The organism is Cyclobacteriaceae bacterium (assembly GCA_025808415.1).
In the GTDB taxonomy this organism is placed as follows: Bacteria; Bacteroidota; Bacteroidia; order Cytophagales; family Cyclobacteriaceae; genus UBA2336.
In genome coordinates this window covers 3743922-3757326 of the sequence record CP075525.1, presented here as the reverse complement: position 1 = coordinate 3757326, position 13405 = coordinate 3743922, and the positions used below count along the sequence as shown (strand labels likewise).

The window sequence follows — 13405 nt, the reverse complement described above, 5'->3', positions numbered from 1 at the left end:
AAAATTTTGCACAAATGTAAATCAGGCGGAACACAATTGTACACCGCTCACCCATGATTTCCATCATCCCATTTAACCACTCCACAACCTTTTTGTTAAAGCCTGAATGTCAAGGCTTTTCTATTCTATACCGATCCCTATCTTTGAAAAATTCTAATCCTTAACGAAATATGAAAATCAAGTTTTTAGTGTTTTGGCTGGTGGTGGTTTTTGTGGGCGTACAAGCCCAGGATCCGGTAGCCAAAAAGTACGGCCAACTGGTAACAGCAGCCGATTTAAAAGAATATTTAACCATCATAGCCTCCGATGCCCTTGAGGGACGCAGAACGGGTTCGCGCGGGCAAAAGATGGCAGCAGCCTTTATTGCGGCTCATTTCGAAGAGCACGGCTTGCAGGGTCCTGTTAATGGAAGTTATTTTCAACCGGTAACGCTCTACACATCAGGCATTCCTGAGGTTTCCCTTAATGCCGGTGGCGCACCATTAAAAGAAAACGAAGAGTTCGTGTATTTCGGATCAGGTGACACAGGTGGATTGCTGGAGTTGCCGCTGGTTTTCGCAGGTCGCGCAACGGAAGATGATTTGAAGCAAGTAGATGTAAAAGGAAAAGCTGCTGTTGTTTTTTTGGAAGCCAATGCTTCGTTGCGCAACAACCCGGCTATGGCCAAACTGCGTGAGAAGGAAGCCAAACTGATGGTGATGGTAATGAACAGCGAGGAGGATTTTAAAACTATGGCGAGCCAGCTGCGTATGTTTGCCGGTGGACGCATGACGTTAACGAAAGGCGCAGCCACGCCTAACCTGGGTTTGTTTTTGTTAACACCTGCCGCAGCAGCAAAAATATTTAAATCGACACCGGAAAAATTAAAAAAGGCCGCTGATGATAAAACATTGGCTAAAGTAAAGCCATCAACCATGGCCATCACCGTGGTACAGAAGCACAAAGAAATTAAATCGGATAATGTATTGGGCTTTTTGGAAGGCACTGACAAAAAAGACGAAGTGCTTGTCATAACCGCACATTACGATCACATCGGCAAGCGCTCATCCGGTGAGGGAGACTTAATCAATAACGGTGCAGATGATGATGGCTCAGGAACGGTAAGTGTAATGTCGCTGGCGAAAGCTTTTGCGCAGGCTAAAAAAGATGGTAAAGGCCCACGCAGAAGTATTTTATTCATGACCGTTACCGGTGAAGAAGAAGGCTTGTTAGGCTCTCAATATTATGCAGATAATAGCCCTGTGTTTCCGTTGGAGAAAACTGTTGTTAACCTGAACATTGATATGGTGGGAAGGCGCGATCCCCAACACAAAGACAGTGCGCCTTATGTTTATGTGATTGGCTCCGATAAACTTTCAAGTGAGTTGCATAGCCTGAGTGAAGATGTAAATAAAAAGTACACCAATTTGATTTTTGATTATACCTACAACGACCAAAATCACCCGGAGCGTTTGTACTACCGTTCTGATCACTGGAACTTCGCCAAGAAAAACATTCCCATCATTTTTTATTTTGATGGAATCCATGAGGATTACCACCAGCCCAGCGATGAAGTGGATAAAATTGAATTTGATTTAATGACGCAACGCGCCCAGCTTGTGTTCTACACAGCCTGGGAAATTGCCAACCGTGACGGCCGGATTGCTGCTGATAAAAAATAAATTAAACAATGATTCAGGCACCACGGGTTTCAGGTAGTATAATCTTTCTATTGATTGTTTGTTCGTATGCAGCGACCGGTCAATCTTTTGATCTTATCATTCGCAACGGAAAAATAATTGATGGTACCGGAAATCCGTGGTTCTATGCCGACCTGGGGGTGAAGGATGGAAAGATTGCGGCTATCGGTAATCTTAAAGAAGCTACAGCCACTACTATTCTTGATGCCAAAGGACTTATTGTTTCTCCTGGGTTTATTGATGTGCACACCCATATCGAAGGCAATGAAATCCGCATCCCAACGGCAGGCAATTTTATTCTCGATGGTGTAACCTCAGTAGTTACCGGCAATTGTGGTTCTTCTTCCTTAGATATTGCCGACTACTTTCGGAAAATCGATAGTGTTAAAACCTCTATCAACATTGCCACACTTATCGGACATAATACGGTCAGGCGTGCGGTATTGGGCGATTATCAACGTGACCCAACAGCGGATGAACAAAAAGCAATAGAGTTATTGGTTGAAAAGGCCATGCAAGATGGTGCCGTTGGGTTATCCACCGGTTTGATCTATGTGCCTGGCACCTATTCCAAAACCGAAGAAGTAGTTGGGCTGGCCAAAGCGGCAGCGCGGTTTGGTGGTGTGTATGCATCGCATATCCGCAATGAAGGCGATCAGGTTACAGAAGCGATTGAGGAAGCTATCTCCATTGGAGAAGTGGCGGGCATGCCTGTTGAGATTTCACATTTTAAAGTCACCTACAAACCGAACTGGGGAAGATCAGTTCACACCCTGGAACAGGTTGAACGTGCACGGTTGCGTGGTGTTGATGTTACCATCGATCAATATCCTTATGTGGCCAGTAGCACTACACTGAGCACCACCGTACCCAGTTGGGTTTTCTCTGGCGGAAAAGATTCTGTGCTGTGGCGATTGAATGATAAAACCACACGACAGAAGATCAAGAAGGAAATGACAGAAGCGCTCAAAAGCAAAAAACTGAAAAATTACAGTTATGCTTTGATTGCTCGTTATGCCCCTGACAGCACATACAACGGAAAAACAATAACAGATGTAAACAAATTAAAGGGAAGGAAAACCAAACCCATGGAAGAGGCAGAAACAATCCTGGAGTTGGTTGCTTCCACCGACCGGGTGCAAATGGTTTACTTTAGTATGGATGAAACTGACTTGCGCAGGATCTTACAATACCCGTTCAACATGTTTGCATCCGATGCCGGCATTAACCGGTACGGTACCAACATGCCACACCCACGTGCCTATGGAACCAATGCCCGTGTACTAGGACAATACGTGCGTGAGTTGCAACTCATCCGACTGGAGGAAGCGATCAGGCGCATGACTTCTTTGCCCGCTACTAAATTTAACTTACGTGATCGCGGGTTATTGCGCGAAGGCATGGCTGCTGATATTGTGATCTTTGATGAAAAGAAGGTAGGCGACAGGGCTACCTATGAAAAACCACATGCCTATTCGGAAGGATTTGAATACATTATCGTTAACGGCCAGATTACAGCCGAAAAAGGAAAACATACCGGTGTGCGTAATGGTGTGGTGCTGAAGCCTGTCCATTAAGAAATTCGTTGAAACTTTCCTGACGCCCTTTGCGTCTAACCATCAAACCAAACATACTATGATCCGAAAAACCCTGCTCCTTATCCTGCTGGTTTGTTCCATTGGCGCTTTTGCGCAGAGTACAAGTGAAAATCTTGATAAAATTTTGAAAGAACACTTTTCAGCCTCCGAGCCCGGGGCTGCCGTGCTGGTTGTTCAAAACGACAAGGTTCTTCTTCGCAAGGGCTACGGTATTGCCGAGATAAATCGTAAGCAGCCTATTGAGCCCGATATGGTATTTCGTATCGGTTCCATCACCAAGCAATTCACCTCCACGGCAATTTTAAAACTGGTTTCTGAAGGAAAGCTTTCATTACAGGATGAGTTGAGTAAACACTTACCGGATTTTAAAACAGAACATCCTGTTACAATTGAGCAACTGCTTAACCACACCTCAGGAATTAAAAGTTATACCAGTGTGCCGGAACGTATGACTACGGAGGCAAAAAAGACAAAGGTTAGTGTAGCTGAAATGTTGGGGTACATTCAAGGTTACCCGATTGATTTTAAACCCGGTGAAAAGTGGTTATACAATAACTCCGCTTATTTCTTATTAGGCGCAGTAATTGAAAAGGTTACCGGTAAAACGTACAACGATTACATCAATCAGAATTTTTTCCAGCCCTTGAAAATGACTGCCTCCTATCCGGATGATAGCAAGCCGATAGCGAGGCAGGCCGGGGGTTATAATAAAGGTGCCGAAAATGTGTATACGATGGCTGATTATGTTCACCCTTCTATACCTTATTCTGCAGGCTCAATTTTTTCATCGGTAGATGATTTATGGAAATGGAACCAGTCCGTGTTCGGTTACAAGCTGGTGAAAAAGGAACTTTTGGAGAAGGCATGGGAGCCAACCCAAACAACTTCGGGCGATGTGGAAAGTTATGGATATGGCTGGCAGTTAGGCAAGGTTGGTGGAAGTAAGGCCATTGGGCACGGTGGTGGTATAGATGGATTTTTGTCGTTTGAGGTGTATGTACCCGAACTGAAAATTTATGTGTGTTTATTAGCGAACAATACCAGTGTTAACCCGGAGGATATTGCCTACACCCTGGCCGAAGAAGTTGCCGGAGTTCGCAGCAAGAAGCCGGAGGCAATAACCTTGACAGCCGCGCAACGCGATGCTTATGTAGGTGTGTACAAGATCAATGACCAGGAAGAACGCGTGATTACCCGAAAAGGTGACCAATACTTCTCGCAACGAAGCGGTGGAACAAAGTTTGAGATTTACCCTTATGCTGTGGACAAGTTTGCCTTTAAGGAAACCAATACCCGAATTGAATTTAAAAGAGACAATAGTGGTACGGTTACAGAAATGGAGATGCTTGATCGTTCCTTTGTAACACGAAAAGCAACAAAAACCAATAAGCCCATTCCTGCCGAACGAGAAGAGTTTGTTATGAACCCAACGGATTTTGATGTGTATGTTGGTGAATACGAACTGGCCCCTACGTTTATAATAAAAGTGTGGCGCGAGGAAAATAATTACAAAGCTCAGGCTACAGGCCAGCCTCCATTTGAAATATACCCTGAGAGTGCTTCAAAATTCTTTTTGAAAGTAGTGGATGCACAAATCGAGTTTAACCGCGATGATAAGGGTGTCGTAACCAGTATGATATTGCACCAGGCAGGAAGGGCTATGCCGGGGAAGAAAGTGAAGTAGTTTGGCAGGTTAGATTTTAGTCCAACGGCACATTAACATGCCGCTCAGCATGGTAAGAAGAACGAACCAGCGGACCAGATTCAACATATTTCAGTCCGCGTTTTAAACCTTCTTCGCGGTACATATCGAATGTTTCCGGATGGATAAACTCGGCCACTTCTATATGCATTTTGGTGGGCTGTAAATATTGACCGAGTGTAAGGATCATCAACCCGTTTTCGGCCAGATCATCCATAGCCTTAAATACTTCTTCTTTGGTTTCGCCAAGCCCAAGCATAATGCCTGACTTGGTGCGCTTGCCGGCTTCGCGTGTGCGTTTAATCTGCTCAAGGCTTCGCTCGTATTTTGCCTGTGGTCGCACAATGCGGTAAAGCCTTCCTACAGTTTCCATATTATGGCTCACCACTTCCTGTCCGCCTTCAATCATGCGGTACAGTGCGTCCCAGTTTCCTTTGGTGTCGGGAATGAGTGTTTCAATGGTTGTCTCCGGACTGATCTGTTTTGTTTGTATTACGGTTTGGTACCAGATTTCCGCACCACGGTCTTTTAACTCATCACGGTTTACCGAGGTGATAACCGCATGCTTTACACCCATTAATTTGATTGCTTCTGCTACACGCCTTGGCTCATCGGTATCGTACTCGGGTGGCCTGCCGGTAGCTACTGCACAAAAGGTACAACTGCGGGTGCACACATTTCCTAAAATCATAAAAGTGGCCGTGCCTGCACCCCAGCATTCACCCATGTTGGGGCAATTACCGCTTTCGCAGATGGTGTGCAGTTTATGTTCATCTACCAGCCTGCGCACCTTGGCATACTCCGGGCCCACCGGCAACTTTACGCGAAGCCAGTTCGGTTTGCGTTGCCGTGTTTGTTCGGGAGATATGGTGGGTAGTTCAATCATATTTCGTTTTTCGCTCCTTGTTCTTCGTTGTTCGCTAATAATTTGGCGAACAACCAACAACGAATAACGAACAACCTCTATTTACCAATAAGTTCCTTGTACTGATCGGCAGTTAGCAAACCATCAACGTCAGCAGTATTTTTTACTTCCACTTTCACCATCCAGCCTTCGCCATAGGGGTCGGCATTAACTTTTTCAGGGCTACCGTCAAGGGCCTGATTGACTTCCAAAACTTTACCGCTTACGGGCATGTATAAATCTGAAACGGTTTTTACGGCCTCCACAGTCCCAAAAACATCGTGTTGGTTTACATCCTGGCCCACGGTATTAATGTCGATATAAACAATATCACCCAGTTCACCTTGGGCAAAATCGGTAATGCCTATGGTAGCTGTGTTTCCATCAAGTTTCAGCCATTCGTGGTCTTTGGTGTACTTCAAATCGGAAGGGATGTTCATAAACAGTATAATTTAGGCCTCAAATTTAGCACAATTGTTAATTGCCGGTGCAAATGCCCGGTAATTATTGGGCCAGGCTAAAGCGCACCTGAACGCCAAAGCGGGTGGTGGCCCTGCGGAACGAATTGGAAACTTGCGGATCGTTAATGGTGCGTTCAAAGTACGCCTGAACATTCAGCTTTTGGTTTACTACATAGCTGATGTTTGGTCTTAGCTGGAAGTTGATATTGCCGTTGGTGAGCACGTTCAACTCTTCTATTTTTCGTTGAATGGTAGATTGATTGCTCACCGTCATGTTCATGCGAAAGGTTACATCGTTTTTCAATACGATGGTTCGCCCCTGCGATTTGATGGGCAGTTTCATATTGTTTTTGGTATACCCCAGTTCCATGGAGACATCCTTGCTGCTTACTTCGGTAATTTGTGCGTTTGATACATTCAGTGCCAGTTCCCGCTTGGTTTTGTACTCGGCCCGTGCCGTTAACCTCTTTTTCGTTCGTAAGTTAACCCCGATAAGCGGTTGGAATTGTTCGGCAATCAATACCTGGCTTATTACATAAATAGGAACAGGCCTTCCATCGTTGATCAGGCTGGCATATATTCCATTATTATATTTTTCTATCGGAACGTTAATACCCACATCGCCAACATTTTCATATTGCAAGGAGTTGGAGTAATTCAGTACCGAGTAGGTAGATGAATACGCATGGGTTAGCGTGATGGACTGGAAAAGGTTTTTAAACAGTTCAATTTTGTTCAAGCCATTATAATCGACCCGCCAGCCGGGCAAAGGTGTTCGGGGGAAGGGACTAAGGCTAACCCGGTCTGCACTTTTTCCGGTATATGCTGCGATAAAAGCGGGTATCACCACATCCTGGCTGATGGAATCGTACTCAAACCCGGGATTTACACGCGCAAATTTTTCCTGAACGGTAAGCAGGTTTTCTTCAAACTCTTTAAAAACAGATGAACTCAGGTCGTTGTTATCCGGGCGGAAAGAAGTTCGGATAGACAATGTTGATATTTTGTAACTCCCGTACCGGCTTGGGCTTTGTGATATGTAGCCGTTCTGCAAATCGTCAAACCTGAAAATTTCTTGGTAGCCATCGGTAATATCTTTTTTGATGTCCAGTTGGATTTTTAAATCAGCCGATGGTTCAACGTTAGCCCGGCCGGTGATGGAGCGTGTGGAAGTTTGTGTGAATGGTTGTGTGAGTGAATTGGTACGCACCAACCAATTGTTTTCAGCCGCCCTGAACCTTATGTTGGGGTTTTGACTGCCCAACACAAAATTCCATCCGGGCGCATTAAATGCCTTATCCATGCCGAACAAATACGGGTCCGGTTCGAAGCCTGGCAATAGGGTACCTTCGGTTAAAGTGTAGGTGCCGTTAATGGAGCGCACCGACATCAACAGTCTCAAAAACCCTTTAACCAATGGGGGCGTGGTTTGTGTTTTTACCGTATCTGGTTTTTGGTTGGGTTGCGGACGGGTAGTCGTTGGCCGTGGAGGGTTGTTTATTTTTTTTAGAAAGCCCACTTTATTGTAAAGCTTCACCATATCCAATCGGCCCGATACCGTTTGGTCGCGGTTGTTTTGTATGATGTTCCTGAAATCCAAACTATCGGGCAGGTCGCGGATTTCGCCCGGTAAATCGGGGCGGTTAACGGGGCCGGCTTTCCAGTTGTAGTTTACCTGGTAGCGGTACTCGGCACCAATCCAATCGGTAATGGGGAATTTATCCAGCGGCACGATGTAATTGGCCGTAATGCTCTGGTCAAAATTTTTCATCCGACCAAAGCGCTTCAGGTTGGTAATCACGCTATCGCGCTTTTCGCGGGTGTCAATGTCGCCTTCGGGTTCATCAATAATGGCATTGGCGCGGGCGGCATAATTTAGCGAAAGGCTCTTGGTTAAATTCCATTGCAGGTTGTACGTGCGATTGAAGGTGAAATATTTCAGGAAGTTCGATTCGGAATTGGATAGGGCATTTCGGTAAATGATTTTAGAGAACGACCGGTCAAGGTCGCCCCGAACCATAATGTTGGATGGCAACAGGCTAAAATTGAAATCCTTAATAAACTTCAGGTAAGGCGATTTAAACCCTTCGGAATTTTTAAACGGTTCGATGCCCGTTCCTTTCGGTGAAAAATTGTAGGCCACCGATCCGCCAACATCTTTCCTTAATGACTCTGCGATGGTAAAACTCTGCCGCACATTATCGCTATAGCGGTAACTGAATGAAAAGTTTTCAATATCCCAGAGGTTGGTTTTGGCTTGTGGGTTTACCTTGGTTTTTCGAACGTTGGTAAAGTTTAAACTCCTGCGCACCTCACGGTCGCGGATAAGTTTAACATAATCATCTTTTTCTTCCTGTGTATTGAACGATGCCAGGGCAGCATCCAGCTTTTGGTCGGGGTTGGCCGGGTCGTAATTGGGGTTGATAGTGGTGCTTTGATAACTTACCAGCATGGGTACTTTTATACCGTGGTTGCCGGGTAGCAGTTTATCAACGTTTACATTGGCGGTAACATCATACGCAAAGGTTTCTTCACGGGTGCGTTCACTTATTTTGGAACTTACACTGCCAAAACCGTAAGTCATGTAGCGCATGGAACCCGACACCATGGCAAAGTCGGCCAGCTTCGCATTCAATGTGGTGTTTACTGCCCAACCTGGTGTGCGGTCAAAGTCGGTCAGGCGAAGTTCATTAGCCCACAAACAAACCGAGTAGGGCTGGCTGTTGGTGGTGCGTGGATTGCGTACACCAATCATAATCAGGCGTACATTACTTAAATCGGGGCGTCCCAACACCCGCACACCATGTTTGCCAAATTGCCGCGGGCCCTGCCGTGGGTATAGTTCATCCAACGAAAATCCTTCCCGGTCGCGTTGTGCTTTTAATCCGTACAAATCCTTCAGTGCAAAATCAAATTCATTTTCGCTAGGCCAAATATCGCGTGCTGCCGAGGCTGTGCCGGGTGTAATCTTTAGCGGCAACTCTACTTCGTAAAAGTTCTGGTCGAAATCGGTGCCGAGGCGCATGAATACGTGCAGGTCGTCATCTTGTGCATTGGGGCTGTTGGCGTGTACCAACATTTTAATGCGCCCATAGTTAAAAAAGTCCATGTCCACATTTTTAAAGATGGCTCGCGCATCACCATTCTTCAGGTTATCGATACAAACCTGAACGGATTGCTCGTTCAACTCGCGGTAGATGGAGGAGGTGTTGTCACGATCGCGTACAAAACCAGGCGGTAGCACATACGGAGGTTTACCGCTGCTTGGATCGGGCGCTGAGTTTTCTTCAATGTTCACTACCGACAAGGTGAAGTTGTCAAAGTCGGGTTCCGGATCAGGTACCAGTCCGCCTTCTTCCAGGCTTTCAAGGTAGCGTCTCCACCGGCTGCCGATCAACCGGAAATTAGCCATCCGCATGATCACGGGCTGCTCAAAATCGGTAACCACCATGCGCACATAGCGAATGGATTTAAACCCTTCGATGTTGCCCACTCGGTTATCGAAATTACGTACCGGTATGCGGAACAGGTACCAGGTAACCTGGTCGGGGTTGTTTTCGGCTGGTGTTATTTTATCAACGATGTATTTTTTGCCAATATCAAGGTTTGATTTGCGCAAGTCGATCACATACTCGTAGTATTCCTCCAGTTCGTTTAAGGTATTGTCGGCATTCAGGTCTTCATTGTCAGGTAAAAACCCGTTTGACCGTGGAATATCACTACCGGTATTAATGGGTGTGTTGTTTTCAAGCCCGTTGTACAGTTTATAGCGTTCTAAAATTTTGGCGTTGCGTGCATCCAGGTCGTTTCCAAAATAAAACTGAAAGTCATCTGCGGAGGGATCTGCTGCAAAATCGGGATTAAGGTTGGCAAATGCACTGAATTTTATCCGCTCAAGTTGATTGCCAATACCGTCCCAGCCTACATCCTGGTTGGCGCGGGCGGTGGGCGAGTTGTCAAAAGCGTTGGTAATGTATTGCCGGTTGGCTACGTACCCCCAGGGTGTTTCGGTGGCCAGGGTTAAGTCACCATCGGGTGGCAAGCCATTTTCAAATCCGTGGCGCCCATCACGAATTACATCTTCAGAGATACTGCCTAAATGAAAAATAAGTTTTCCGCCTGTGGTGTTGAAATCGTTGTACGCCCCGTCAATAATCCTACCGCGTTCTGTGTTGTTAATGAACGGATCGAGCATCCAGAATTCCACATACTCAATGTTGGCTTTATCAAAATCAACTTCGGTGCGTATGGCTGTAGTGATACCGGCCCAATTGTCCTTTGCTTCGGCAGGGGTATAACCCGATTTTGTGTTAGTTAAGCGTTGGTTGTCATAATTATAAGGACCGCGTTCGCGCGGATAGTAGGCGATATCCAAAACTGGCTCAAAGAAATTTCCCTGGGGAGGGTTACGTTTCGGGAAAATTTCAGTAGGCAACACAGCTCGCACATAATGATTTTCAAGGTCGGTACTGGTAATGTTGCTGGGTTTAAACCTTCCGCCATCGCGGTAAAACTGGTTATCTACGATGTACCAGGCCAGTCGCGCCCTTTTGAAACCCGCACGCGTATCATTCAAGGCACCATTGGTTTGATCGAAATCGCGTGGTACGGCAGCTAGCCTCCATGCCTGCGGGCTCATTAATGAGTATGGAGTAGCCGTATTTTCAAAATCATCGATGTACGCTGTACCGTCACCATCTACAATGTTTGAAGTACCCGGCAGTAGCTGGGCAAATTCACCGCTCCAGTTAATGGACGACAACTCTTTAGTTTGAACGCCCGGTATGGCATCAATGATTTTTGTGAGCAGTCGGCTGTCTTTGCGCACGTTAAAATCAAAACCATACTGAAGGTTGCGTGCGGGTTCGGTACCAATAGCATTACGGGTAATGAGCGGCCGCTCGTTGTAATAAAGCAAGGTTGAGCCGAGACTGATGTCATCATTCAGTTGATAATCGAACCGTGTGCCCACCAACGATCGTGTTTGAAAGGCAAAGGGGTCGGCTTGTTCATACTGTATACTAATGTTTTTACCGGAATTTAAGATGGCATCACTTAAGATGGTTACCCGTCCGAAAGTATAATCCACGGTGTACTCCGTTCCTTCCATCAATGGCGTGCCACCGGCATAAACACGTACGGAACCGGGAGAAACGCCAAATCCTGGTATTAATATTTCTTTGGATGATCCTGCTGAATAGGTGCCCACTAAAAAGAATTTGTTTTTTGTGGCCACTAATTCAGCATCGGCCCGCGTGGTTCGGTATAAGGTATCGAACACATATTTTTGAACGAGAAAGGTTTCCTGTGGGTCGTTTCGGAAGGCATCGCGCAATGCGGTATTGAAGGGTTCCAGGTATGGAAAAATAATGACACCGGTTTGCGTGTTAATGGTCACGCCTTCAACAAAATCAAAATTGCCATCGCGTTGGGGATCGTTAACGGGATTAAGCTTATCCAACCCGAATACTTCAATCAATTGCCGGTTGCGCACATCTTGCCCTTCCTGCAACTGTGGGTTATCGATACCGGTGCGGTCATCGCGGTAAATAATGCGCAGTTGAAAATTTTCTCGGGTAAGCTGGCTCACGTTAAGGGAGTAGATGTTTTTCATCATCAGGTCCCAGGTGGGTATGATGTTGCGTGCCTGGTCGCGTATGCTCACCTTTCGTGGGCGAAGCAGTTTTAAGAAAACCACTTCATTGTCGGGGCGGCTGGCGTAATCTTCAGATAGTTCGCCCACTTTGTAACTGCGGCCGTTAAACGTGTACTCATACGCCACGGCAATGGCTTCATCGTTTTGTAGTTTTCGGGTTAAAGTGATGTAACCCAATTGTCTGTGAAATGTGTATTCAGTAGGGCTAAGGATGCGTGCTCCCGTAATTTTTTCGTAGTCGGTTCCGTTATTGCCCTCACCGGCAAAGTAACTGTCAAGCAAACCGTTTATGGCATCGGCATTGCGATCAAGATTGCGCACAGCCGCAAACAGGTTGTTGGCTTCGTTGGCATTGGGCAAGTTTGATCCGCTTGGTGTAACCGAACTGTTGTAAATCCTGCTGGGCTCGGCAAGGTCCATTAAACCCACAACATTTCGAAGTGTACGGGTGTCGTTGTTTCGGTTAAGGATGTAAACCTCTACACGGGTAATGTTAATGCCTGAATAAATTTGTGGCGGGTTGGCGAGCCAGCGTTGAAAGTTATCGCGAAAGAAGTGGCCCAAAAAGAAATGACGGTTTTCGTCATAGCCGGAAGCCACCAATTGGAACGGCCGGCCTTGGCCACTGTTTCCGCCCGGTATATCAATGGAGGCTACCTTGCCGCGTTGTGTTGAGGCAATGGTGGTCACGAACAATTTACCAAACTGCAATTGGGCTTTTACACCAAACAGGTTTTGCGAACCTTGGATAAGGGTATTGTTTAGCGGTAGGCTTACGTTACCGATTTCTAATTTTTTTAAGATGTCTTCCTTGAACCCGGTATACTCCACTTTCATATTGTTCTGAAAGTCGAAAGAGTTGTTGTTGTCGAAGTTGGCGCTCACGGCAAGTTTTTCGCCTACCTTACCGATTACGCTCATGTTTATTTGTTGATCGAATTCAAACCCACCGTTGCGCTGCTGGCGGATGGGAATATTGGGGTTATCAATGCGTTGAAAGGCCACACCGAAATCAAGGGTTACGAAACCACGGGGCACCAGTTCAACATAACTTCCTCCAAAAATCCGGTCGAGCACCGGGCTTACGTAAATTTTAGGGATGAGCCCGCGGCTGCTCACTGCACTTTCACCATCCTGGCTTTTTGATTTCCCCTGCCAGTAGCCTTTAAGCATCTGCCTGTCCTGGTAGGCTTTAAACTCCTCAAACGACATGGTGGTAATGGGCCGGTAATTGAGGTCGCCAATTTTTTCGTAGATGGTGTAGTTGAGGCTGGAGTCGAGCGCTATTTCATAGTTGACCTTTGTGGGGTCTCTCAGGAATAAGGGTGATTGTGTGGTGGTATTGGAAAACGGGTCGCCATAACGGTCGCGCACCTGGAAGGTAGGTCTGCGGCTGGGGCGGTAC

6 protein-coding genes are annotated in these 13405 nt (G+C 46.3%); 3 read left to right on the top strand and 3 right to left on the bottom strand.

Features of this window, described 5'->3' with window-relative positions; all coding sequences use genetic code 11:
- Positions 1-170: 170 nt before the first annotated feature.
- The 3 genes from KIT51_16615 to KIT51_16605 are packed head-to-tail and all read left to right on the top strand — an operon-like array spanning position 171 to position 4961.
- Complete coding sequence (locus tag KIT51_16615) at positions 171-1661, top strand: M28 family peptidase (GenBank protein UYN86463.1); 1491 nt, start codon at positions 171-173, stop codon at positions 1659-1661.
- 8 nt (positions 1662-1669) lie between these two features.
- Entirely contained in the window at positions 1670-3256 is a 1587-nt protein-coding gene (locus KIT51_16610) for a D-aminoacylase (GenBank protein UYN86462.1), read from the top strand.
- A gap of 58 nt (positions 3257-3314) precedes the next feature.
- The gene (locus tag KIT51_16605; protein UYN86461.1) at positions 3315-4961 is read left to right on the top strand and encodes a serine hydrolase; all 1647 of its coding nucleotides are present in this window, start codon (positions 3315-3317) and stop codon (positions 4959-4961) included.
- A gap of 16 nt (positions 4962-4977) precedes the next feature.
- Here KIT51_16605 and lipA read toward each other — a convergent pair whose 3' ends face one another.
- From lipA to sprA, 3 genes are all read right to left on the bottom strand, one after another.
- Positions 4978-5865: a lipoyl synthase gene (gene lipA / locus KIT51_16600; protein ID UYN86460.1), complete on the bottom strand. Its 888-nt coding sequence runs from the start codon at positions 5863-5865 to the stop codon at positions 4978-4980.
- Positions 5866-5942: 77 nt separating this feature from the next.
- On the bottom strand, positions 5943-6323 hold the full coding sequence (gene gcvH, locus KIT51_16595) for a glycine cleavage system protein GcvH (GenBank protein ID UYN86459.1): 381 nt from the start codon (positions 6321-6323) through the stop codon (positions 5943-5945).
- 64 nt (positions 6324-6387) lie between these two features.
- Positions 6388-13317 carry a cell surface protein SprA gene (sprA, locus tag KIT51_16590; protein UYN88616.1) on the bottom strand — a complete coding sequence of 2310 codons (6930 nt, stop codon included), beginning with the start codon at positions 13315-13317 and terminating at the stop codon, positions 6388-6390.
- Positions 13318-13405: the final 88 nt, after the last annotated feature.

What these genes read in the sequence shown, in the direction of transcription:
- KIT51_16610 (UYN86462.1), top strand. Translation starts at nt 1,670, where the DNA reads ATGATTCAGGCACCACGGGTTTCAGGTAGTATAATCTTTCTATTGATT.
- gcvH (UYN86459.1), bottom strand. Translation starts at nt 6,323, where the DNA reads ATGAACATCCCTTCCGATTTGAAGTACACCAAAGACCACGAATGGCTG.
- KIT51_16605 (UYN86461.1), top strand. Translation starts at nt 3,315, where the DNA reads ATGATCCGAAAAACCCTGCTCCTTATCCTGCTGGTTTGTTCCATTGGC.
- lipA (UYN86460.1), bottom strand. Translation starts at nt 5,865, where the DNA reads ATGATTGAACTACCCACCATATCTCCCGAACAAACACGGCAACGCAAA.
- KIT51_16615 (UYN86463.1), top strand. Translation starts at nt 171, where the DNA reads ATGAAAATCAAGTTTTTAGTGTTTTGGCTGGTGGTGGTTTTTGTGGGC.